Raw genomic sequence first — 23,023 nt, 5'->3', positions numbered from 1 at the left:
TATGTCCTTATTTTCAGACAACATCAGAGCGTTAAGGGTTAAGCATAAAATATCACAGGAGAAATTAGCTGAAAACCTTAGTATTACAAGAGGAAGATACGTGAAATACGAAGACGGAACTTCGGAAGCACCGTATGATATTCTAAAGAAGATTGCATTATATTTTCACATGAGTATTGACTTGATATTATCTGTCGATATCCGTAAAATTGATGTGCAAAATTTGATAAAACTGGAAGGCAATCGACTTATTTTGCCCATTCAAGTGGATAGTTTTGGAGAAAATTTTATTGAAATTGTATCTCAAAAAGCAAAAGCAGGATATTTGAACGGATATGCTGATCCTGAATATATTGAAAGTTTACAGCAAATTACACTTCCGTTTTTAGGACCTGGAAAACATCGCGGATTTCCCGTTGAAGGCGATTCAATGCCTCCACACGAAGACGGTTCTATCATTATTGGCCGTTATGTAGAAAAACTAGGAGAGGTGATGGATGGTAAAACCTATATTCTGATTACTAAAAATGAAGGAATGGTGTATAAGCGTCTGAATAAAAACAAAAAGAACTCTTTGGTTTTAGAATCCGATAATAGCTTTTATCCGAATTATGAAGTGAAAGCTTCTGATATTTTGGAGATTTGGGAATACGAATGTAATATTGGCCGTTCGGATAAAAAACAAGAAATGACAGAAACCGGAGCAATGAAAGATTTGCTTTTAGAATTGAAACGTGAAGTTCGAGAGATTAAGAATAACACTTCGAATACCTAGAGGTTCTATAGAAATTAAGAGTAATGATATTTATTGTTTATACAGGCACAGTGAGTTTTATAACAAGAACAGAATTAACACTTGCAGAATGGGATAAACGATTTCACAAGTTTCTAAGAGTTATTGGTTTTATTAGTGATGAAGAATTTCTGGACGAACTCCGATTTTTATATCGTGTTGACGATAAGACTGTTGAAGAGATTAATGAAATAATCAGTAAAAAGAGTTTTATCAGTATTCGAATTACAAACAAAGCTTTTGAAGGTTTTAGATATGCTGAAAATTATTTAGATTTTACAGCTATAGAAGGACAGATTTTGTATTTTGAAGATTGGAATTTTATATTTCGAGTGTTTAATGAAGAATATTTTCTGTGGTGCTTTTTAGGCGGAATAGCAGATGTTCAAAGAGAAATTAAATTAAGCGAAGAGGATATCAAAAGATATAAAGAAATTGGTTTAGCACAAATAGATTATTTGATTGATAATTTACAGAAAAAGGATTCAATCGAATATGAAAAAGCAATTGTCGAAAATAGAAAATTACTTTAAACCGATATTTTAAATGAACATCCAAAAAGCCAAAATCGAAGATCATATCCGTTTAACGGAAATCACCAAAAAGTCAAAAGCGTATTGGGGATATTCGGATGAGCAAATGGAGAAATGGAGTAAAAGTCTAACGATCACGATAGATTATATCGAAACAAATCCTGCTTTTAATTTGGTTGATGAGAATCAGATTGTTGGTTATTATTCTTATTTAAGATTAGAAAGTAATCAGGTAAAATTGGATAACTTATTTATTTTACCTGAATATATAGGAAAAGGATTTGGTTCTTTTCTAATGAATGATTTTTTGGAAAGAATGCGAAATGAAAAATGCCAGAAAATCATTTTAGATTCAGAACCAAATGCCGAACAATTTTACCAGAAAATCGGATTTACAAAAATCGGCGAATTTGAAACTTCCATAAAAAATAGATTTATGCCGATTATGGAAATGAATCTTTAATTCTGGAGTTTATTTTAAATCAATTTTCAGTTGCATTTCATTTTTCATATGCAATAATGCTTCAGCATTTCCCATGGCATCATCAACGGGATTATGCGTATGTTCCGTTTTTCGAAGATGTTTCCATTGAGCGAAAGTATCATTTACTAAACCACAGTATAAATCACCTATTCTTCTTGATGAATATCCAAAAGGATTTCTATTCAAAAAATGATGAAAATACCAGCAAATGAACATCCAGTCAAAACCATTATTATCGCTAATAAATATTGGCCTTCCTTTTGAATTTTCTTTTATCCATTCTTCAAAATTTAGCATTACCTCTTTTGGATCATCAAATTCTAAAGTTGTTTATCTGTCGAAACCTGAAATTGCTAAAGCTTGCGGATCAAACTTATCAGAAATAGGTTTTAATTTTCCATAAAAAGTTTTATCTAACTTTTCATTTACAAGCACAGCACCAAAGCATATCATGGAATAATCTCCAGGAATTGGTCCGTCTGATTCTATGTCTACAACTATATAACTCATTTAATTTTTGATTTGTTTTTCTAACAAACTTAAAATATTAAATAAAGAATAATAGCATTTTATGACAAATTATAAATTAAAAAACCTTCGCAAATCCCAAACCATATTGCTGTCCATTATAAAAGGGCATTATCATAGAAGTAGATTTATTTTCGGCTGATGATTTGAACAATTTTTTAGTGATATACGGATTAATCCAATAAGCAATTTTGGTACTCAAAATCCCGATTCCAGCTCCGGCAGCGACGTCTGTTAGCCAATGGCGGTTGTTGTAAATTCTGAACAGGCCAGTTCCTGTTGCAACGGCGTAACCTGCAATTCCGTACCAAATTGATTTGTCTTTGTATTCTTGATACAAAAATTCGGCACCCATAAATGCAGTTGCAGTATGTCCAGAAGGGAAGGAGTTGTTTGAACTTCCGTCGGGCCTTTCTACATGTGAAATTGATTTTAAACCTAAAACCGTTGTAGCCATAATGGCATACGAAGTCACCAATATCACAGAGCGGTCACGCATATTGTTTTTGCCTTTTACGCCAAAAGCATTCAACGCATACACCGATGCAGCAGGCGCATACTGAGAAAAATCATCAATTGTAACTTTCTCGTCAATGTCTTCAGTAACTTCTTTTTTGATTTGTGAATTGAAGCTTAACAGCTGATCGCTTTCAAGTCCAATAACACCATACCCAATTAATACACCAGGAATAATCAATTGTTTGTAATTGAATTTTAGCTGATGCGAAGTACTGTCAATTTTTGTAATCGAATCGTTTTGCTGTGCATTCGCAGAAAATAATCCGAACAGGAATACAAGGGAAATCGTTTTGAGGAACATTGTTTTTGTCGTTATATTGTACAAAATTAACGAATGTTCGACGCAGGTATTTTGGGCTTAATTGAACCTTAAGGGAATATTAATTTGTTGGTTTTAAATGAGGTAGTTGAATTAAGATTGGCTTATTTTTTATTATTCTGAGTGTCACCCTGAGCGAAGTCGAAGGGCTTTACAGTACAAAAGGTCTTCGACTTCGCTCATACTGACAGATGCAATAAATTGATACAAATAATTAAATTTAGACAAAGCCATTAAAAATCCTTTTAATCTGTGCAATCTGTGGCTTAAAAAAACTTTGCGACTTAGTGTCTTTGTGGCAAAAAAATCTAAACTTTCAACGAAAACCAAAATGTGCTTCCCAATCCTAAATTACTTTCTACGCCAACACTTCCGTTTTGGGCTTCAATAAATTCTTTGCTAATGGCTAATCCCAATCCGGTTCCAGATTTTTGACTTCCCGGAACTTGAAAATATTTATCAAAAACCCTGTCTTTATATCTTGCATCAATTCCTTTTCCGGTATCAATAACCTGAAAAAACATTTGATTATTTTCTTCTTTTAATTTAATAAGAATTGTGCTTTTTTCAGACGAATATCTAATGGCATTCGATAAATAATTAATTAAAACCCAGCCTGTTTTTTCAGCATCTGCTTTTACGTTTTTGAGATTTTCATTGGCATCAACAACTAATTGAATCTGTTTTTGATCTGCTTGAACTTTTACAGCTTCTACGGCATATTTCACAATTTCCTGTGGATTGCTTTTTCCAATATTCAACTGAATATTTCCAGTTTCCAATTGTGATAAATTCAGTAATTCACCTGTAATTTTCAACAAACGCTGACTGTCATCTTTTATACTTTCAACCAATTGTTTTTGGTCGTCGTTCATATTGCCCGTTTTAGCATTTTCAAGCAATTGAAGACTTAATTTTATAGAAGCAATTGGTGTTTTTAATTCGTGCGAAACGGTGGCAATAAAGTTCGTTTTAGCAAAATCCAATTCTTTAAAAAGTGTAATATTTCGAAGAATAATGACATCGCCAATATTGATTTCTTTTTCTTCGCCTGTTGGTGTTATCGTGATATTGTGAATCTCTTTTTCGAAATAACTTTCTTTTCCGTGAGCAAAAATTTTGAGAGCCTGTTTTTTAGGAGTTTCAGTTTCTTTCAGAATTAAAGAACGAATTAAATCATTGGAAACGGCTAATTTAGAAGCAGGTTTTCCAATAATATCTTCCGATTTTAGACCGATAATTTTCAGCGCTTCATCATTCACAAACAAAACAATTCCTTCGTTATCCAAACCAATAATAGGATCATTCATATTATTGATGAGGGTTTCTAGTCGTTTCTTTTCAAAAAGAAGTTTGTAAACATTGCTGTCATGATATTCTTCCAGCTTTTGCGCCATGGTATTGAATGATTTCGCAAGATCTCCAAATTCGCTGTGACTCGTAAAATGAACACGTTCGGAATAGTTTTTATTGGCAATTTCCTTAATACTCTGCGTTAATTCTCTAATCGGATTCGCAATATTATTGGGCAGATTAACCAATAGATTAAAAGCAATCAGAAAGCATAAAGTTCCCACAATGGCAATCGACAAATTGGCCGTTTCAGCCGAATGTTTAGCGATATCGCTTTTCTGTTTTATGGCGTCCAGATTCAGTTTCATAATCGCAAAAATATCCTGACGAATCTGAGCTTTTACAGATTCATCAGCATTGTTTTTGTCTAAAAGAGCAAAACTCGCTTTCAGTTTTTCAGTGGCTTGTTTTTCGCCTGGTTCTGTAATGTTTTGAGTCTGCTTTTCGAGATTTTCCTCAAAATTCTGAATCGTCTCTTTTGAACCCGATTTGATTCCGTCTAAAGCAAAAATCATATTTCGGGAATATTCCAACGTATTGTAATTTGATTTCAGAATATTCTCGGTGTCCTGCTTAATCAAAAAAACAGAATAAGCACTCACTAACGAGAGAATGATGATCATTAAAAATAACAATCCAACACCCAGATTCAATTTGGTTTTAATTCTCATGACGTTTATTTAAAAACAAGTTTTTTTATTTGAACCATTAAGATATTAAGGAAATTAAGCTTTTGAACTTAATGAAACTTACAAAGAGAAAATTAAGTATAGCCTTTATTTTCTTAATATCTTAATGGTTAGAAAAATTACGACAGTATTACAAGATCAACATTTGATAAAGACAGCTTGTTTAGCAAACGTCTGAAAATTGTTGTAGACAAAATTACTTTAAATAAATTCAAATGCGGTTTTCCGATGCATACAGTTGTAATTTGTTTTTCTTCTACGGTTGTCAAAATTGCATTGGCAATATTCGAATTTTCGAGTTTAATAACTTCGGCTCCTAGTTGCACGGCAAGTTTAAAGTTATTAATTAAATGTCTTTGTTTATCAAGTGCAATTCTTGTACTGCTTTCCCGCGGAGTTTCGACATACAAAACATACCAGCTTCCGTTATAATAGCTTGCCAAGCGAGCTGCTTTTCTAATTACAATTTTGGCCGTTTTATCATTACTGCTAATACAGGCCAAAAGTTTCTCATGTCGTAAAGCATGCAGATTCGGTACTTCGCTTTCTACTTTTCGAACCACTTGACTTGCTACTTCTTTCAAAGCCAATTCACGCAATTGCAGAATCTGTTCCGATTTAAAAAAGTTCGTTAAAGCCGTCTGAATTTTATCCGGAGTATAAATTTTTCCTTCTTTCAAGCGCGCAATTAAATCTTCTGATGTTAAATCGATATTCACTACTTCATCTGCCAATCGTAAAACATTATCTGGAATGCGTTCCTGAACATCAATGTTGGTAATCCTTTTTACATCTTCATTTAAACTCTCAATATGCTGAATATTCACTGCTGAAATCACATTAATTCCAGCTTCCAGAATTTCTAAAACATCCTGCCAGCGTTTTTCATTTTTGCTTCCTTCAACGTTTGTATGTGCCAATTCATCAACAATAACCACTTCTGGTCTAAGGTTGATGATAGCCTGAACGTCGAGTTCTTCGAGTTCTTTTCCTTTATAAAAAATAGTCCGCCTCGGAATAATCGGAAGACCGGCAAGTAATTCATGCGTTTCCTTCCGCATGTGCGTTTCAATGTAGCCAATTTTTACATCGATTCCGTTTTTCAATAACGAATGCGCTTCCTGAAGCATACGAAAAGTTTTGCCCACACCGGCGCTCATTCCAATGTAGATTTTAAACTTCCCCTTTCGTGATTTCTGAATTAAATCGAGAAAGTGCTGTGCGTTATTATTTTCGTTTTCCATATTTTTTGGTTTAACCATTAAGAGATTAAGGAAGTTAAGCTTTTCTTAGTCTACAGAACATTAAGCTTAATGTTTTGTATTCTAGATTTAAATGAGGTGCTAAAACTTAATTTTCTTAATCTCTTAATGGTAAAAAATCTTTTAATGTTTAGAAAGAAATCGCCAGCGAAGTCGTTACAAACGTATTCGTATCCGTTGGAAGATTTTCTTTGTTTGTGAAGATTTCGTCTTTACTCGAAAGATTTCTGGCTTCAATTCTAAACATAACATTATCAGTAACTAAGTAATCAAAGTTAGCTGAAAATCCGTATGTTTTAAAACCATTTGGCGTTTCAGTTGCGATAATTACACCTTTTTCGTCACTATAATATTCACCTCTTACTGCAAGCTGAATTTTATCAACTGGTTTGTATTGCAGAATCAAAACTGGTGAAAACCAAGTATCATATTTATTACTGCTTTTAGCCGATTGTTGAGATCCAATATCAAAACCAGCCGTTAGATTTATTTTTTCGGCCACTTTAAATTGTCCATAAAAATTATTGAAGTAACGCCATTTTTTGTCAATATCTGGCTGTTCATTTCCAACATACGTACTCCAGTTCAAAACCACTTTGTCCGATGGTTTGTAAGTTATTTGAGTTCCAAAAGCAGGGGTTTGATTCCCATCGATTTTCTGAATTCTCTGCCAACCGTTCAAATACATCGCTGCCAAGTACCATTTTCCAGATTCAGAAGTATAACCAATTTTGACTCCCGCTTCATAATAAGGCGAATTCTCAGCCAAAATACTTCTCGTTAAAGTCTGGCAGTCTTTTCCAATTGCACTCTCAAAACCAATGTGAGCAGGCATAATCCCTGCATCAATCCATAAATTATGACTTTTCGAAATTTTCACACCCACATTTGCCTCGTAGATATTTTTCAGCAAACCTTGTTCAGCCGACATATTATATTCAGCATACGTTCCGGCCATTAAGGCAAAGTTTCCACGAACATTTTCTTTCGTATAATTTACTTTTGCCAAACCTAAATTAATGTTGACTTCATTGCTTTTATTAAAGTTATAAAAAAAGCTGGGACGAGTATGATTCTCAGGTTTCCCAAAATCGTAGCTATAATAAGTTTCTACATATCCTGAAAACGTCAACGGACTTTTAGATTCTTCTTGCGCATGTAAATTGCTAAAACCAAAAGCGATTAAAGCAGTAAGTATTATTTTTTTCATTTTTGTGGTATTCAATTATTTATTAGTAGATTTTTTAGGAGCTAATCCCGCTATCCGTTTCAATCTTTTGTGCCGAACCCCGGCACAAAAGGATTTTCACTACTATCGGGGCTAGGGCATTTGGGGTAAAAAAGGCGTTTCCGTTACCTGCAAGGTTTTTGAAACTTTGTAGGTATTTAATTTTAAAGATTATTTTTTATCGCTTAGTTTGTCATTTCGACGAAGGAGAAATCACACTAGAAACTCCGGACAGTTAATCGCCAATCTTTGTCGAGCTGCTTGCGGAGATTCCTCGTTCCTCGGAATGACAAACGGTGTGGTCACTGTACAATAATTTCTAATACGTCTATCATACCTGCAAGGTTTTCAAAACCTTGCAAGAGAAAAACTTAGAATCTCAGTATCTTAGAACCTTAGCATCTTAGAGCTTTAGCGAAGCTGATCCAAAGCCACATTCAATTCCAAAACATTCACTGTTTCTGGACCAACGACAGCCGAATTAATTTTAGATTCCACCAAAGATTTCACTTTCGCTTCACCCAGTTTTCGTTCTTTGGCAATTCGTTTAACCTGAATCAAAGCGCCTTGCGGAGAAATATTCGGATCTAAACCGCTTCCTGAAGCTGTAACCATATCAGCTGGAATATCAGTTTTTTTCAAGTAAGGATGAACCAGTAAAAGTGTGTCAATTCTTTTTTGAACCAAAGCCAGATAATCAGCGTTGCTTGGACCTTTGTTGCTTCCGGCACTTCCTGCCGCGTTATAATCAACAGCCGAAGGTCTTCCCCAGAAATAATTCGACTTATCGAATTTCTGACCGATTTTTTGGTAACCAACGACTTTTCCGTTAACCAAAATCGTTTCTCCTTTTCCTTGATTTGGAGCAATTTGTGCAATTCCGTAAATAGCAAGGGGATAAATAACTGCGAATAAGATTAATGTAACCACAGTAAGTTTTATTATAGAAAATAGATTTTTCATTTTTTTAAAGTTTCTAAGAGACTAAGTCTCTAAGTTTCTAAGTTTTTTTAATTGTGATAAATAAGTTTTAAAAGATTCTAAGAAAAAAAACTTAGAATCTTAGCAACTTAGCGCCTTAGCATCTTACATAAATAATGCTACTAGCAAATCAATTACTTTAATTCCGATAAAAGGAACAATCAATCCGCCAAGTCCATAAATTAAAAGGTTTCTTTTTAAGATCGCACTTGCCCCAATTGGTCGATAATCAACACCTTTCAGCGCAAGCGGAATCAATATCGGAATGATAATCGCATTGAAAATTACCGCTGATAAAATCGCACTTTCAGGACTGTGCAAATGCATGATATTTAAACCTTGCAGCGCAGGAATCGCAGTAATAAAAAGAGCAGGAACAATAGCAAAATATTTCGCAACGTCATTTGCAATAGAAAAAGTAGTTAAAGTGCCTCGAGTCATTAAAAGCTGTTTTCCAATTTCAACAATTTCAATTAGTTTCGTTGGGTCATTGTCAAGATCGACCATGTTTCCTGCTTCTTTTGCGGCTTGAGTTCCGCTGTTCATCGCAACACCCACATTCGCCTGGGCAAGGGCAGGAGCATCATTTGTTCCGTCACCCATCATGGCAACCAATCTTCCTTCAGCCTGTTCTTTTCTAATGTAGTTCATTTTATCCTCAGGCTTAGCTTCGGCAATAAAATCATCAACACCAGCTGCTTCGGCAATAAATTTAGCTGTAAGCGGATTATCTCCTGTAACCATAACCGTTTTGATTCCCATTCTTCGCAAACGTTCAAAACGTTCTTTCATTCCGGTTTTAATAATATCCTGAAGTTCGATAACACCTTGAACTTCATTGTTTTTGATTACTACTAATGGAGTTCCTCCGTTAGACGAAATGGTGATTACTTGTTGTGCAGTATCTTCTGGGAAAGAATTTCCGGCTTGCTGTGCAATGTTTTTTGCAGCGTCTTGTGCACCTTTTCGAATGTTAGTTCCGTCTTTTAATACTACTCCAGAAGTTCTGGTTTCAGCAGTAAATTTTATACTGTGTGAGATGTTTTCTGTAAAAAGTGAAATGTCTGACTGCATCTTACTATTTACATCTAACATTTTACCGAGTTCCAGAATGCTTTTCCCTTCTGGAGTATCATCTGCAAGCGAACTCAAAACAGCCGATTTTACAAAGTCATCAAAAGAAATTCCTTTTGTGGGATAAAAATTGGTTGCTTTTCGGTTTCCAATGGTAATAGTTCCGGTTTTATCCAAAAGTAAAACATCAATATCTCCAGCAGTTTCAACCGCTTTCCCCGATTTTGTAATTACGTTAGCTCGTAAAGCTCTGTCCATTCCCGCAATACCAATCGCAGAAAGCAGACCTCCAATGGTAGTTGGAATCAAACAAACGAACAAAGCAATGAAAGCCGCGATCGTGATGGGTGCGTTGGCATAGTCGGCAAACGGTTTTAGCGTGACGCACACAATCACGAAGATCAAAGTAAATGCGGCTAATAAAATGGTTAAGGCGATTTCGTTTGGTGTTTTCTGACGGCTCGCACCTTCAACCAAAGCAATCATTTTGTCTAAAAAGCTTTCGCCAGGTTCAGAAGTTACTTTTACTTTAATTTTATCAGATAATACTTTTGTTCCTCCGGTTACTGAAGATTTATCTCCGCCAGCTTCCCGAATAACAGGAGCACTTTCTCCGGTAATAGCACTTTCGTCGATTGTAGCCAGACCTTCGATAATTTCACCATCGGCAGCAATTAAATCGCCGGCTTCACAAACGAAAATATCGTCTTTTTTTAATGCCGAAGAACTAATGTTTTTAATTTCTCCGTTAGGTAAAATTTGTTTAGCAGGAGTTTCTTCTCTTGTTTTTCTTAAACTATCGGCTTGTGCTTTTCCTCTTGCTTCGGCAATAGCTTCGGCAAAATTGGCAAATAAAAGCGTTGCCAGTAAAATTAAAAATACAATTAGGTTATAAGTAAAACTTCCTTGGTCATTTGCGCCCATTAAGATCGAAACGCAAACAGCAAACATAATGGCTGTTCCAATTTCTACGGTAAACATTACCGGATTTTTGATCATCATTTTTGGGTTCAACTTCACAAAAGACTGCGCTAAGGCTTCTTTTACCTGTTTACTTTCAAACAATGATGTGGATTTATTAGTTGTCATTTTCTTGTAAAAAGTTAAATGTTATTTGTTAAATGTTGTGTGCTAAAAACACATGGATTATAGAACATAGCCAGCGGTTTCAACCGCTGGGACGCAGCGTATATCATAATCTGTGGACGTGCAACCCGTTTCCCGTGGTTGAAACCACGGGCTATATTAAATACGAATAGCAAAATCGTTATTTTAACTATGTGTGAAAACGAGTTTTCTTTTTATTCTTTTTTATTGATTTAAATTCTATGTTTCTATGTGTTTAAATTATCCAGCATTTTTATTTTAGTGTAAAGAATTCCGCTAAAGGTCCAAGCGCCAACGCAGGGAAGAATGATAAAGCAGCGATAATAGCGATTACGGCAAAAGTCATAATTCCGAAAATTGAGGTGTCGGTTTTTAAAGTTCCTGCACTCTCTGGAATGTATTTTTTACCTGCCAGTAAACCTGCAATTGCTAATGGCCCAATGATTGGAATAAAACGGCTTAACAGCAATACAATTCCTGTAGTGATATTCCAGAACGGATTATTATCTCCCAGACCTTCAAAACCAGAACCATTATTGGCAGCGCTTGAAGTGTATTCGTATAACATTTCTGAGAATCCGTGATTACCAGGATTGTTTAACCAGCCTGTTGCATTTCCGTTAAACCAATAACCCATTGCGGTATCATGTGCGGCAAAATAAGAAGCTAAAGCAGTTCCTGCTAATATTAATAAAGGATGAAGAATGGCAATAAAAGCAGCAATTTTAACCTCCCGCGCTTCGATTTTCTTGCCTAAAAATTCGGGAGTTCGGCCAACCATCAATCCGGAGATAAATACAGCCAGAATAATGAAAACATAATAGTTCAAAATACCAACACCACATCCGCCATAAAAGGCATTTACCATCATCGATAATAATTGCATAGCTCCAGACATTGGCATTGAACTATCGTGCATACTGTTTACTGAACCTGTAGAAATTACCGTTGTAGAAATACTCCAGAAACCTGAAATTGCTGGGCCAAACCGAACTTCTTTTCCTTCCATCGCTCCGGTTGCCTGCGCAATACCCATTTTTTCGATAGCAGGATTTCCATTGATTTCACTCATAACTGTTGGAACAACCAAGAGTAAGAAACCAACCGTCATAACTCCAAAAATAATATTCGCTAATTTTCTTTTGTTGAGGAAAAATCCAAGAGCAAAGATCATCGCAAACGGAATAATCATTTGCGCCCAAAGCTCAACTCCATTCGTAAAATAAGTTGGATTTTCTAATGGATGCGCTGAGTTGGCTCCAAAAAATCCGCCACCATTTGTACCAATATGTTTAATCGCAATAAAGGCTGCAGCAGGTCCGCGAGAAACTTCTACATGATCGCCTTGAAGCGTTGTAATAGCATCTTTACCTTCAAATGTCATTGGAGTACCACTAAACACTAGTGCTACAGCTACAATTGCTGAAAGTGGTAATAAAATACGAGTACAGCTTTTGATGAAATAATTATAAAAATTACCCAGTTTTTCTGTTGTTCTTTCCTTCATTGCTGTAAAAATCATAGCAGCAGCAGCCATCCCGATACCGGCAGAAACAAATTGAAGGAACATCAAGACGATTTGTGAAAGGTAAGAAACCCCGCTTTCGCCTGAATAATGCTGTAAGTTACAATTGACTAAAAATGAAATGGCAGTATTAAATGCCAAATCAGGAGTCATAGAAGGGTTGTTATCCGGATTTAATGGTAAAGAGCCCTGAAATAATAAGACAAAAAAGCAAAGAAAGAACCAAACCATATTGATACTTAAAAGTGCTTTTAAGTGTTGTTTCCAGTTCATTTCTTCAGCCGAATTAATACCGCTGATTTTAAAAATAAATTTTTCAATTGGATTGAAAATCGGGTCAAGAAGTGTTTTATTTCCTAAATAAACTTTAGCAATATATTTTCCTAATGGAATCGCTAAAACAATGGTGAGGAGAAAAATACCAATGACGCCTAATAATTCTGTGTTCATAATATGTGAGTTTTTGTAAAAATGTGATTTGTAAAAAGTGAGATGTGATTTATAAATAAGAATTGAGGTATACATCTTACTTCTCACTTATAACTTTTCACTAGATTAAAATTTTTCGGGTTTGATTAATACATATATCAAATACACGAAAACGGCGATTGAAATGATAAATAGTGCAGTCATGATTTAGATTTTTTCAAAGAATTCAACAGAGAGAAAACAAATGGCAAAAAGCACAACGGCCAATGCGAGTAAAAGAAAAGAGATCATAATATTATTTTAGATTTTAGATTTTAGATTTGTGAAATGTGAGAAGTAAAATGTGATTTGTGAAAAGTGAGAATACCATCTTACATTTCACAAACAACATTTCACATTAGACTCCCGAAGCATTAACCTGCTTGATATATTCCGCTTTAAGCGTTTGAGGAAAAAGATGAGAAATATTGCAGTGACGCATTTCCATAAAAGACGAAACTGAAAAAACATACACATTAGAAATGGCATTTTTAGTTTCGATGCTTCCGGTTATGAATAAACGTTCGGCAAGAGCCAGACATTTCTTAGCTCTTACTATATTTCCAGAAATAATAGATTTTTTGGTTATCTCAGCAAACCGTTCGGCTTGTTTGTAGATTGAGGTGACTTGATTTTTCATTTGGAATGAATTTTAATGTTCTTCCTCCTTATGCCAAAATATGTTCCGAAAAAGTTGAGTTCTGCCTAAAGTGTTGTAAATAAAAGGAATGTGGTTTTGTGCCAAAAATTAGGCATAAAAAAAGCCTATCATTTTGATAAGCTTTTCTCGTTTTGATATGTTATTGTCAAGCTCCAGAGGAGCGAAATATTTATAGAAATGATGAATCCACATTTATCAGAGCCCCAGCGGGGTGACATATTTTTTCAGATTGCGTAGGTGTCGCTCCTCTGGAGCTTTTTCTCATTGGCAATAAATAATCTATAAATATTGTGCTTCTCTGAAGCTTTTAAAAATTGGATTTGGAATTTGTCATTGACATTAAGGTTGCTTCGATTATTCCTGCAAGGTTTTCAAAACCTTGTAGGTATTCTATTTAAGTGTAAAGTTCAAATTATTTAAAATCTAAACCTGCAAGGTTTTCAAAACCTTGTAGGACTACAACTGTATATTGTATTCTTCCAACTTTCTATATAAAGTCGCAATTCCAATTTCTAATAATCTAGCTGTTTCTGCTTTATTTCCTTTCGTATAATTTAAAACCTTTTGAATATGCAGTTTTTCAACACTCTGCATCGAGAAAGCCGACATTGGTTTTGAATTATTTTCAGCCTGATGTTGCATTTCATAAGGTAGAACATCCGAAGTTAAAGTATCGCCATTACTCAAAATAACCGATCTTTCGATGATGTTTTTAAGTTCGCGGATATTTCCCGGCCACGAATAATTTTCTAATTTTTGCAGAAAATCATCAGCTATATTTAAAGCTTTTTTATTCGTTTTTTCAGAAAACTGCTTCACGTAATAATTAGCCAAAAGCGGAATATCTTTAATTCTTTCTCGCAAAGAAGGCAATTTGATTTCGAAAATATTCAAACGGAAATACAAATCAGAACGGAAACGATGTTCGTCGCTTTCTGTTTTTAAATCTCGGTTCGTGGCTGCAATTAATCTGAAATTTGACTTTTTCGGAGTGGTGTCTCCAACAGGGATATATTCAGAAGTTTCTAAAACACGCAATAATTTGGCTTGAAGATCAATTGGCATTTCTCCAATTTCATCCAGAAATAAAGTTCCGCCATTTGCTTCTTCAATAAAACCTTTCTTATCTTTTACAGCTCCCGTAAAAGCACCTTGCTTATGACCGAAAAGTTCGCTTTCTAAAATTTCTTTTGTAAAAGTACTGCAGTTTAATGCCACAAAAGATTTACCTACACGATTGCTGTTTTCGTGAATGGCCTGTGCAAAAACTTCTTTTCCGGTTCCAGTTTCACCAGTCAATAAAACAGTAGAATCTGTTTTGGCTACTTTTTGGGCAAGATCAATAACTTGTTCAATTCCTTTCGATTTTCCAATAATGGTATTGAAAGAATATTTATCGTTAATACGTTTTTCTAATTGCTGAACTTTTTTCTGTAAATGTACTTTTTCGACAGCTTTATAAAGAAGCGGAATAATTTTATCGTTATCGTCGCCTTTTACAATATAATCAAAAGCACCGTTTTTCATGGCCTGAACACCATCGGGAATATTCCCAAAAGCAGTTAACAGAATAACCTCTGTCAGCGGAAAACTTCCTTTTATGTTTTGAACAAAATTAACACCGTTTCCGTCAGGCAGTTTTACGTCACACAAAACAACGTCAATATCAGTTTGCTCCAGTTTTTTAAAACCAGACTTTAAATCTTTTGCTTCAAAAACTTCAAATCCTTCCGATTTTATAATACGAACCAACAGACTTCTCAGTTTTTCTTCGTCGTCTATAATTAAAATTTTGTGTGTCATTTGCATATAAGCTAAAACCGAATTGGTATTTTGATGTACAAATGTAGGTTTTAAATCATTTTCCTTTTTTGATTCAGCTGAAATAATTTTTTGCCACGACTCGAGCGATAGCGAACAGGCGAAGCAATTCACGAATTTCTCTAATTCCTATTTGTTGACTGGTTTTTATTTAAAACATAGCCCGTGGTTTCAACCACGGGTACACAATATATAATTACACCCAATTCGTGACGTGTCCCGCGGTTGAAATCGCGAGCTATATTTTGAGCATTTGCGAAAAACTAAAATTAAAAATTAGTAAAAATTGGTGAATTGATTCGCCTGTTCGCTATCGCTCGGATAATGGCAAAAAAATCTAATCAATTTCTTTCTCGTTGTCCTTTATAAAAGTATCAATGTTCATTAAATACGGATCAATAACAATGCGTTGAGGTTTTATTTTGAGTTTAACTTTACCTTCAATTTTATTTTTTTTGATGGCAAAAGGATAACGAAATAATTTTCCGTTTTCATCATAAATTCCAATATCTATTGTGGTATCATTATCAATTTGTCTTCGTTCTCCGGTCGCATTTTCCTGATACTTTTTAGAATAAACTTTAAAAGAAACTTCATAAAAACCATTCTTTTTACTATTTGAAACTGACTCTATTTTTGAAGAATACGTGATAATCTGCTTAAACATTTCGTCTAGTTTAGAATGCAACTTTTTATCCGTTACAGCATAAATTTCTTTTAATAAAGCCTCAGAATCAGGAAACGGATTTGGATATTTATAATGATTCAGAAAATTTTTCAAAGCCAGATTTACTTTTTCTTCACCAATTAAAACTCGAAGCTGATGCATTACCAGCATTCCTTTATCATAAGGTAAATGCGGTGTGTCATAATTCGTTTTATACAAAGGCGTTTCAGGATCATAACTTCGGCTACTCAAATATAGATCCAGATGAATTTTTAAAGTTTCGAGCGCTTTTTCCAAGCCATGCTCTTTTTCATAAAGCATCAATTCGGTGTATTGCGCCAAGGTTTCAGTCAAAATCCAGCTTCCTTCTTTTTGTTCCGGACTTATTTGTGAATTTCCCCACCATTCGTGCGACAATTCATGCGCCGTTAATTGATTAATCACATCTTCTTTATCCTTGTTGTTGAGGTTGCTGTAGAATCCGAAATTCTCTTTCATAAAAACCGTCGACGGATAAGAAGTCGCAGCAAATCCATCCGCGAAAGCTGAAACTTCGGCATAACGAATCGTTTTGTATGGATATTTCCCAAAGTTATTCTGGCAATAATCCAAAGTGTTTTTTACATCCTGAATTAGTTTTTTGATATTTCTCGAATGTCCTTTATCGTAAAAAACTTCAATGGAAATACCTTTATAATTCGTTTTTTGAATTTCATATTCAGCAGAAGAAAAAGCAAATCGAAACGGAATCTTGCCGTTAGATTTATAATGAAAATAATTGCGGTCGTCTTTTTTCCAATTTCCAATTAAATCTCCAATGCCAATCGCCGTTTGATTTTTAGAAGTCGAAACCACAGCATCATAATCAACAAAATCATATTTAATTTCCGATTTGTCTTCCAGTTTTTTAAGAGGTGCCTGCGGTTTCAAATGTCTTTTTGCACGCTCTTTTTTACTGCTGATTTCATTCGATTCCTGATAGCCAAAAAGCGGGAAGTAACGGCTTATACGCATAAATGAACCATTTTCGATTATAGAATTAAAGGCAGTATGTCCTTTAAATGGCGACCACGACGACTCAAAAGAAAAACTCATTTTCATTTTCTGTTGAGGTAACAAAGGTTTTTCCAATTGATACCAATAATGATGAAATGCCGAAACATCATCCAGGTTTTTAGAATTCGGAATTTCAAGAGAAGTCAGCTTTGAATTTCGATCTATATATAGGAGTAAACTATCAATTGATTTTTCAGAATTATTGATCAATTCATAAGTGCCTTTTACTTCATAACGATTTTCATCAGGAAATAAATCGACTTTACTTTTTACAGAAACAATCGTGGGCTGGGCAAGATTGGTATATTTTTTAAATTGAGTTTCATATTGTTCGCTCCAGTTGTTTTGATCGTCTTCGGTCAAATAAGGATATTCGATATTCGTTTTATAAAAAAGATAACTTCCAAAACCAAGAAAAAGAATAACTCCGAAAGCAAAAGTTGTTTTTTGAATACCATTCAATAAATTTCTTCGAAAGGTTTTTACGATTGAAGCATTTCTTTTCCATAAAATTCCTGTCAAAGTAAGAAGCAGTAAAGCCAATCCGAAATTGTACAACATCGAAATATGAAACGGAAAAGTATATTTTCCGAAACCATTCAAATCAAAATATTCTCTTTTAAAAGCATCTCCAAATCGAAGTATAGGATGCGAAATTCCCAATTGTTCTCCAATTCCTGTACAAAACAAAATGCAGACAAAAGCAGCAACCGAAAGTCCGATATATTTATTTTTAATAAAAGTCTGAATCGCAATTACCAAAATCGAGATCAACAGCAACGGAAATCCCAGATAATAAAACAAAGAAAAGTAAAGACCAATTTCGATTGGAGCATTTGCATTCACAATCTGAAAACTGCATCCAATCAAAATACTAATGCTGATAATGATTAGTGGAATAATAAAAAGTGCCGTCAATTTTGCCAGTAAAACCATAAATTGAGAATACGGTGCAGTATTTTCGAGCATTTCAAATCTCGAATTTTCGCTTCGGTTTAATAATTCGCTGCTGTAAAAAAGCAGAATCAAGATCAGAATAAAAGGTAGACGATCCATTATGGTGGAAATCATTAAAGCCGTATCTGTAATTTTTTCGGCTAATCTTATTCCGCCTTCAATTTCATCCGAAATTTCGATTGCCAATAATCCCGAAAATAAAAGAACAATCAATAAAAACGGAATTCCTTTTAGAACTAAAAAAATATCCAGCTTGATATTGCTTTTAAAAACAGTAAAATTATGCCTCAAAGTTTTGAACTCGATGCGTTTCGGAATTTCCGAAGAAAGGATTTTTGCTTCTTTTGAAATAACTTTAGGCGTTTTTACCTTTTTGGTTTTCGTTTTTCGGAAGGTAAACAATCGATAGGAAATAAAAAGCAAAAACAGTGAAACCAAAATCCACAACAATCGGTTAAATAAAAAGTTCCCCGAAAGGGAAACCAGTTCCGTATTTTTTTCAATTGAAGTCCAATATCTCGTTTGTTCTAAAAACGCTGCCAAACCAAACGGATCTATTTTAGCTGCCAAAGACATGGCTTTCGCCGAAGACGGAGAAGCATTTGCAAAGATGGGCGAATTAGAAAAAATGGAACCTGCGATATATAAAATGTAAATTAATAAACCCCCAACGTAAATGAAAAGCTTACTTCGCGTAAGCCAGACCAAAGCCGTCAATATTGCAAGGCACAAGAAAATATTCGGAATCACAATTACAAAATACGGCCAGAGATAATTTATAATTTCAAAAGGACCAATCTCACTTTTCGGAATCCAAGACATTTGATGTCCAACGATCATTCCGACGATAAACATTCCAAAAGAAACTACAGCGATTATAAATGCAGTAATAAATTTGGGAGCCAAATAATGAAACTTAGAAATAGGAGAGGAGAAAATAATCGAATCGAATTTCGTTTCATATTCCTTTAAAAAACTCTGCGCGACCTGAAGTGTAATCGAAAATATCGTCATTAGCGAAATCAGGCCAATTGCATACGTAAGCACATACGGACTATTTTTGTAAGCGCCCGAAAAAGAAAAATTCGCAAAAGCACTCACAAAAAATCCTAAAACCAAATAAATGATAAATGTGGCATAAAAAGTCCAGCTTCTGGTATTGTTATGCCATTCAAATTGAATTAATTTAGAAAGCATAACATTAATTTTTAAGTTGATTTTGAGCTAAAACACTAAAATAAACATCGCTTAAATCTGGCGATATCAATTCGAACCCAGAATCTGGACGTTGATGGGAGAAAACATGAATATTGATTTTCCCTGAATTTAAGTTGGACGAAATGATATTAAAGTTCGATTGATGTTCTTTCAGTTCTCTTTTCTGAATGGCTTTCATCCAGATTTTATCTTTCAAAGAATCGATTGCTTCGTTTGGTTTTCCTTCCAAAATCAATTTTCCGTTAGAGATAATGGCCATCTTTGGGCATAAATCGCGAACGTCTTCTACAATATGAGTCGATAGAACTACAATAATGTTTTCGCCAATTTCACTTAGCAAATTATTAAATCGGTTTCTTTCTTCTGGATCAAGTCCTGCAGTAGGTTCATCCACAATAATTATCTTCGGATTTGCCAGTAAAGCCTGAGCAATTCCAAACCTTTGACGCATGCCTCCCGAAAAAGAATGAACTGCTTTGTCTTTATGCTGCAGTAAATTAGTCTGCTGTAATAAATACAAAATTTGATCGTGACGTTCTTTTTTTTCGACGATTCCTTTTAAAACCGCCAAATGATCGAGCAGGCGATAAGCAGAAATTTTAGGATAAACGCCAAATTCCTGTGGCAGATAACCTAGATTTTGCCTGATAAACATTGGATTTTCCAGAATATTAATTCCGTTAAATTCAATAATTCCCGACGTAGGTTCCTGCAAAGCGACAATAGTTCGCATTAAAGTCGATTTTCCGGCGCCGTTTGGCCCGAGCAAACCAAACATTCCGTTTGTAATTTCAAGCGATAATTGGTCAATCGCTTTTGTGCCGTTCTCATACGTTTTGCTGAGATTTTTGATGGATAAACTGTTCATTTTTTGATTGATTTTGATGATTGAATTAAACTATGATTTGAAAAATTTAGGCAATAGAATGCCTGTCGGCTTCAAAAACCGATTTATTAAGAGTGAAATAAGATTTAAAAGAAAGCTATTCTGCCACGTATTCTAAAATATCACCGGGTTGGCAATCCAATATTTTACAAATAGCTTCAAGAGTATCAAACCGAATTCCTTTTGCTTTTCCAGTTTTTAGAATCGATAAATTGGCAGGCGTAATATCTAGTTTTTCTGCCAACTCTTTACTTTGCATCTTGCGTTTGGCAAGCATTACATCAACATTTACAATTATTGGCATAGCTATATAAATAAGTCTTGTTCGTTCTGAAGGTTTAAACCTTGTTTAAAAATGGCGGCTAAAAAGTAAGCGAAAACACCCAGCATTCCGTGTAATAATATAAAAAGTGAAACTTCATTATCCAGCGGAACAAAAAAGAAAGCCACAAATATTACAATACCTGGAATTAATAAATTGGATAAATAGAAACGCCTTAAATGAGAAATTCCGTTAAGAGTAAACAATTTAGGCTGAAAAAATATTTTGAATACATTACTGCTTAATAAAAAGAAAAGCCCGTACAAACTCAGCGGAGCCAAAAAATCAAAAAGAATATACGGCAGATTATAATCACCTAACATTATTGGATGAGTTGTAAACGGATAACAAACTTGAAAATACTTTCCGTTGTCCTTAAAAGTCAAAAACAATCCCGTTAGTAAAGTAAAAACAGAATATCCGGCCAAAAAGAAATAAACCACAGACAAAAATCGGGTAAAGTAAAATAATATTCTAGATACAATATGAGTTGTCTTCATATAATGAAAAATTAGATTGATATTGCAAATATATAATTAATTATTGTAAAACAATAATTAATTATTGTAAAATAAACTTTTAGATGGTTTTAGAAATATTATAAATCTATTAACATTAGAAAACAAAAGGCATCCATATAAAAGGCTTAATTTTGCATATTAGCATTTTTTTATATGAAAAACCCAATTTCAGTCTCATTATTAGAGCTCGCTATCATTACTCAGGATAGCAATGCCACAGAAACATTTCAAAAAACAAAAGACATAGCGCAATTAGCAGATACTTTAGGATACAAGCGATTTTGGCTTGCAGAACATCACAATATGGCACACGTTGCAAGTACGGCAACAGTGGTTTTAATTGGTTATGTGGCAAGTCAGACAAAAAATATCCGTGTAGGTTCTGGCGGTATTATGTTGCCGAATCATTCTCCTTTAGTAGTTGCCGAACAATTTGGAACCTTGGAAACGCTTTATCCCAACCGAATCGATTTAGGTTTAGGAAGAGCACCAGGAACAGATCAGCCAACTGCCGAAGCAATTCGAAAAGACTTTTTCGAACAGGCGCAGCGTTTTCCGCAAAACGTAAGCAAACTTCAAGAGTATTTTTCAAGCGAAAATGCAACAGGAAAAGTCCGCGCATTCCCAGCCGAAGGCTTAAAAGTCCCAATATGGATTTTAGGATCAAGCATGGACAGCGCAGCTTTAGCGGCAGCATACGGATTGCCTTATGCTTTTGCCGGACACTTTGCGCCAAAATTAATGATTCAGGCATTTGAGTTTTACCGCGAAAATTTCCAGCCTTCAGAATATTTAGACAAACCAAAAACAATGGCTTGTGTTAATATCATTGCGGCCGACACAAACGAAGAAGCAGAACTATTGTCTACAAGTTTGTATCAAATGTTCTTGAACTTAATTAGAAACGACCGTAAAGGTTTACAGCCGCCAGTTCCGTCATTAGATGATATCATGAACGAGCAAGAGCATTTCCATGTCAATCAAATGACTGCAGGAACTTTCACAGGAAACAAAGAACAATTAATAACCGATTTGAAAAAATTTATCGACTATGCCAGAATAGACGAACTAATGGTAACAAGTCCAATCTTCGACCATCAGGCAAAACTAAAAAGCATTCAAATCACAAAAGAAGCAATCGATAGTTTAAATGAAAATATACATATATAAGTATACTATTATATAAGAGTAGATTTCATTCCCATAACCCGACAGTTTTTGAAAACCTGTCGGGTTTGTTTTTGTGCATATATAAGTAGAGAAGTATACTATAATATATAAGAGTAAAAGCGAATATTTTTGTCTGAGCGAAGGTGAAGCTCTTTTGCAGGAGTAATTTTGGAATTGAGATTTGAGTAATGTGGTTTATTAGGAGCTTAATCCCGCTATCCGCTCCAATCTTTTGCTTTTTAAAGAAAAAAGCAAAAGGATTTCCGCTTCTATCGGGGCTAGGGCATGCGTTTTCAGAAGAAAATTTCGGAAGAAAAAGACGTTTTCATAATAAAACACATTAAAAACCCATCGCCTTTGCGTGTTTTCGATATCAAAAAGGGCAGAAAAGAAGGCTTTGCGCCTTAGCGCCTTCGCGGCAAAACAGCAAAACAATAGCCAAACGCAGAAAAACCCCACAAGATGATAAAAAACTTTGTGCTGTAAAGAATCCGTTATCAGCGAGTTAAGAAAAAGTTTTGAAAAAGATCAAAAAAAGGCGGATAAAAAGCTTGCTTAAGCGGAAAAAGGTTCTACTTTTGCACCCGCAACAGCGAAAGGCGCTCATCGAAATACTGGCAGGAAGGAAGGATTTTAAGAAAAGAAATTTTCAGAAAAAAAGATTCGGAAAAGCTTGCGAGATTTGAAAATGCTTTTTACATTTGCACCCCGCAAAACACGGAAGCTCATTGAAAGACTGGAAGGGAAAGTTGAGAAACTGAAGCTAAAAAAAAGCTTCAAAATTTTTTCAAGTTTTTCTTGCGAGAAACAAAAAGAAGTTTTAGTTTTGCACCCGCTTTGAAACACAGGCGAAACACAAAAAGAAGACACGTTCGTAGACA

At 34.7% G+C, this 23,023-nt stretch carries 21 protein-coding genes; 4 read left to right on the top strand and 17 right to left on the bottom strand.

What is annotated here, in order from left to right; translation table 11 throughout:
- Position 1: 1 nt before the first annotated feature.
- From AC3Y25_RS17990 to AC3Y25_RS17980, 3 genes are read left to right on the top strand one after another with little or no spacing between them, the layout of a single operon-like run.
- A complete protein-coding gene (locus AC3Y25_RS17990) occupies positions 2-775 on the top strand; it encodes an XRE family transcriptional regulator (protein WP_095928784.1) in 774 nt (257 codons plus the stop codon).
- A gap of 23 nt (positions 776-798) precedes the next feature.
- Positions 799-1,326, top strand: coding sequence for a hypothetical protein (locus AC3Y25_RS17985; protein ID WP_427872444.1), 528 nt, complete (start codon positions 799-801; stop codon positions 1,324-1,326).
- Positions 1,327-1,339: 13 nt separating this feature from the next.
- Entirely contained in the window at positions 1,340-1,789 is a 450-nt protein-coding gene (locus AC3Y25_RS17980) for a GNAT family N-acetyltransferase (RefSeq protein WP_489903691.1), read from the top strand.
- A 9-nt stretch (positions 1,790-1,798) separates the two neighbouring features.
- Here AC3Y25_RS17980 and AC3Y25_RS17975 read toward each other — a convergent pair whose 3' ends face one another.
- The 16 genes from AC3Y25_RS17975 to AC3Y25_RS17900 all read right to left on the bottom strand — a co-directional run bounded on the left by AC3Y25_RS17975 (position 1,799) and on the right by AC3Y25_RS17900 (position 20,951).
- Positions 1,799-2,107 carry a hypothetical protein gene (locus AC3Y25_RS17975; RefSeq protein ID WP_489903690.1) on the bottom strand — a complete coding sequence of 103 codons (309 nt, stop codon included), beginning with the start codon at positions 2,105-2,107 and terminating at the stop codon, positions 1,799-1,801.
- 33 nt (positions 2,108-2,140) lie between these two features.
- The gene (locus AC3Y25_RS17970; RefSeq protein WP_489903689.1) at positions 2,141-2,320 is read right to left on the bottom strand and encodes a hypothetical protein; all 180 of its coding nucleotides are present in this window, start codon (positions 2,318-2,320) and stop codon (positions 2,141-2,143) included.
- 76 nt (positions 2,321-2,396) lie between these two features.
- Positions 2,397-3,158, bottom strand: coding sequence for a phosphatase PAP2 family protein (locus AC3Y25_RS17965; protein WP_489903688.1), 762 nt, complete (start codon positions 3,156-3,158; stop codon positions 2,397-2,399).
- Positions 3,159-3,484: 326 nt separating this feature from the next.
- Entirely contained in the window at positions 3,485-5,200 is a 1,716-nt protein-coding gene (locus tag AC3Y25_RS17960) for an ATP-binding protein (RefSeq protein WP_489903687.1), read from the bottom strand.
- Between the two features lie 137 nt (positions 5,201-5,337).
- Complete coding sequence (locus AC3Y25_RS17955; RefSeq protein WP_489903686.1) at positions 5,338-6,462, bottom strand: sensor protein KdpD; 1,125 nt, start codon at positions 6,460-6,462, stop codon at positions 5,338-5,340.
- 148 nt (positions 6,463-6,610) lie between these two features.
- Positions 6,611-7,690 carry a porin gene (locus tag AC3Y25_RS17950; RefSeq protein WP_489903685.1) on the bottom strand — a complete coding sequence of 360 codons (1,080 nt, stop codon included), beginning with the start codon at positions 7,688-7,690 and terminating at the stop codon, positions 6,611-6,613.
- A gap of 429 nt (positions 7,691-8,119) precedes the next feature.
- The gene (locus tag AC3Y25_RS17945; protein ID WP_489903684.1) at positions 8,120-8,671 is read right to left on the bottom strand and encodes a K(+)-transporting ATPase subunit C; all 552 of its coding nucleotides are present in this window, start codon (positions 8,669-8,671) and stop codon (positions 8,120-8,122) included.
- Between the two features lie 123 nt (positions 8,672-8,794).
- On the bottom strand, positions 8,795-10,852 hold the full coding sequence (gene kdpB / locus AC3Y25_RS17940; RefSeq protein ID WP_489903683.1) for a potassium-transporting ATPase subunit KdpB: 2,058 nt from the start codon (positions 10,850-10,852) through the stop codon (positions 8,795-8,797).
- A 271-nt stretch (positions 10,853-11,123) separates the two neighbouring features.
- Positions 11,124-12,845 (bottom strand): potassium-transporting ATPase subunit KdpA, encoded by a 1,722-nt coding sequence (gene kdpA, locus AC3Y25_RS17935; protein ID WP_489903682.1) that lies wholly within the window; start codon positions 12,843-12,845, stop codon positions 11,124-11,126.
- Between the two features lie 105 nt (positions 12,846-12,950).
- A complete protein-coding gene (kdpF, locus tag AC3Y25_RS17930; protein WP_073099479.1) occupies positions 12,951-13,028 on the bottom strand; it encodes a K(+)-transporting ATPase subunit F in 78 nt (25 codons plus the stop codon).
- A 193-nt stretch (positions 13,029-13,221) separates the two neighbouring features.
- On the bottom strand, positions 13,222-13,503 hold the full coding sequence (locus AC3Y25_RS17925) for a DUF7674 family protein (RefSeq protein ID WP_012024048.1): 282 nt from the start codon (positions 13,501-13,503) through the stop codon (positions 13,222-13,224).
- 477 nt (positions 13,504-13,980) lie between these two features.
- Positions 13,981-15,327: a sigma-54-dependent transcriptional regulator gene (locus tag AC3Y25_RS17920; protein ID WP_489903681.1), complete on the bottom strand. Its 1,347-nt coding sequence runs from the start codon at positions 15,325-15,327 to the stop codon at positions 13,981-13,983.
- A gap of 355 nt (positions 15,328-15,682) precedes the next feature.
- Positions 15,683-19,222, bottom strand: coding sequence for an ABC transporter permease/M1 family aminopeptidase (locus AC3Y25_RS17915; RefSeq protein ID WP_489903680.1), 3,540 nt, complete (start codon positions 19,220-19,222; stop codon positions 15,683-15,685).
- Positions 19,223-19,226: 4 nt separating this feature from the next.
- Positions 19,227-20,111: an ABC transporter ATP-binding protein gene (locus tag AC3Y25_RS17910; RefSeq protein ID WP_489903679.1), complete on the bottom strand. Its 885-nt coding sequence runs from the start codon at positions 20,109-20,111 to the stop codon at positions 19,227-19,229.
- Between the two features lie 115 nt (positions 20,112-20,226).
- On the bottom strand, positions 20,227-20,433 hold the full coding sequence (locus tag AC3Y25_RS17905) for a helix-turn-helix domain-containing protein (protein ID WP_012024053.1): 207 nt from the start codon (positions 20,431-20,433) through the stop codon (positions 20,227-20,229).
- A 2-nt stretch (positions 20,434-20,435) separates the two neighbouring features.
- A complete protein-coding gene (locus AC3Y25_RS17900; protein ID WP_427872455.1) occupies positions 20,436-20,951 on the bottom strand; it encodes a DUF2975 domain-containing protein in 516 nt (171 codons plus the stop codon).
- A 174-nt stretch (positions 20,952-21,125) separates the two neighbouring features.
- Between AC3Y25_RS17900 and AC3Y25_RS17895 the strand changes: the two genes are divergently transcribed.
- The gene (locus AC3Y25_RS17895; RefSeq protein ID WP_489903678.1) at positions 21,126-22,142 is read left to right on the top strand and encodes an LLM class flavin-dependent oxidoreductase; all 1,017 of its coding nucleotides are present in this window, start codon (positions 21,126-21,128) and stop codon (positions 22,140-22,142) included.
- 633 nt (positions 22,143-22,775) lie between these two features.
- Here the strand turns inward: AC3Y25_RS17895 and AC3Y25_RS17890 are convergent.
- Positions 22,776-23,023 (bottom strand): hypothetical protein (locus AC3Y25_RS17890; protein ID WP_489903677.1); only part of this gene is annotated, 248 nt, incomplete at its 5' end.

Source organism: Flavobacterium sp. LK-23 (assembly GCF_058135255.1).
Note: the sequence above shows the minus strand (reverse complement) of the source record. Positions and strands in the feature narration are given on the sequence as shown.

What these genes read in the sequence shown, in the direction of transcription:
- AC3Y25_RS17980 (WP_489903691.1), top strand. Translation starts at nt 1,340, where the DNA reads ATGAACATCCAAAAAGCCAAAATCGAAGATCATATCCGTTTAACGGAA.
- AC3Y25_RS17895 (WP_489903678.1), top strand. Translation starts at nt 21,126, where the DNA reads ATGAAAAACCCAATTTCAGTCTCATTATTAGAGCTCGCTATCATTACT.
- AC3Y25_RS17975 (WP_489903690.1), bottom strand. Translation starts at nt 2,107, where the DNA reads ATGCTAAATTTTGAAGAATGGATAAAAGAAAATTCAAAAGGAAGGCCA.
- AC3Y25_RS17910 (WP_489903679.1), bottom strand. Translation starts at nt 20,111, where the DNA reads ATGAACAGTTTATCCATCAAAAATCTCAGCAAAACGTATGAGAACGGC.
- AC3Y25_RS17950 (WP_489903685.1), bottom strand. Translation starts at nt 7,690, where the DNA reads ATGAAAAAAATAATACTTACTGCTTTAATCGCTTTTGGTTTTAGCAAT.
- AC3Y25_RS17925 (WP_012024048.1), bottom strand. Translation starts at nt 13,503, where the DNA reads ATGAAAAATCAAGTCACCTCAATCTACAAACAAGCCGAACGGTTTGCT.
- kdpF (WP_073099479.1), bottom strand. Translation starts at nt 13,028, where the DNA reads ATGACTGCACTATTTATCATTTCAATCGCCGTTTTCGTGTATTTGATA.
- AC3Y25_RS17955 (WP_489903686.1), bottom strand. Translation starts at nt 6,462, where the DNA reads ATGGAAAACGAAAATAATAACGCACAGCACTTTCTCGATTTAATTCAG.
- kdpB (WP_489903683.1), bottom strand. Translation starts at nt 10,852, where the DNA reads ATGACAACTAATAAATCCACATCATTGTTTGAAAGTAAACAGGTAAAA.
- kdpA (WP_489903682.1), bottom strand. Translation starts at nt 12,845, where the DNA reads ATGAACACAGAATTATTAGGCGTCATTGGTATTTTTCTCCTCACCATT.
- AC3Y25_RS17915 (WP_489903680.1), bottom strand. Translation starts at nt 19,222, where the DNA reads ATGCTTTCTAAATTAATTCAATTTGAATGGCATAACAATACCAGAAGC.
- AC3Y25_RS17945 (WP_489903684.1), bottom strand. Translation starts at nt 8,671, where the DNA reads ATGAAAAATCTATTTTCTATAATAAAACTTACTGTGGTTACATTAATC.
- AC3Y25_RS17970 (WP_489903689.1), bottom strand. Translation starts at nt 2,320, where the DNA reads ATGAGTTATATAGTTGTAGACATAGAATCAGACGGACCAATTCCTGGA.
- AC3Y25_RS17985 (WP_427872444.1), top strand. Translation starts at nt 799, where the DNA reads ATGATATTTATTGTTTATACAGGCACAGTGAGTTTTATAACAAGAACA.
- AC3Y25_RS17900 (WP_427872455.1), bottom strand. Translation starts at nt 20,951, where the DNA reads ATGAAGACAACTCATATTGTATCTAGAATATTATTTTACTTTACCCGA.
- AC3Y25_RS17990 (WP_095928784.1), top strand. Translation starts at nt 2, where the DNA reads ATGTCCTTATTTTCAGACAACATCAGAGCGTTAAGGGTTAAGCATAAA.
- AC3Y25_RS17920 (WP_489903681.1), bottom strand. Translation starts at nt 15,327, where the DNA reads ATGACACACAAAATTTTAATTATAGACGACGAAGAAAAACTGAGAAGT.
- AC3Y25_RS17905 (WP_012024053.1), bottom strand. Translation starts at nt 20,433, where the DNA reads ATGCCAATAATTGTAAATGTTGATGTAATGCTTGCCAAACGCAAGATG.
- AC3Y25_RS17960 (WP_489903687.1), bottom strand. Translation starts at nt 5,200, where the DNA reads ATGAGAATTAAAACCAAATTGAATCTGGGTGTTGGATTGTTATTTTTA.
- AC3Y25_RS17965 (WP_489903688.1), bottom strand. Translation starts at nt 3,158, where the DNA reads ATGTTCCTCAAAACGATTTCCCTTGTATTCCTGTTCGGATTATTTTCT.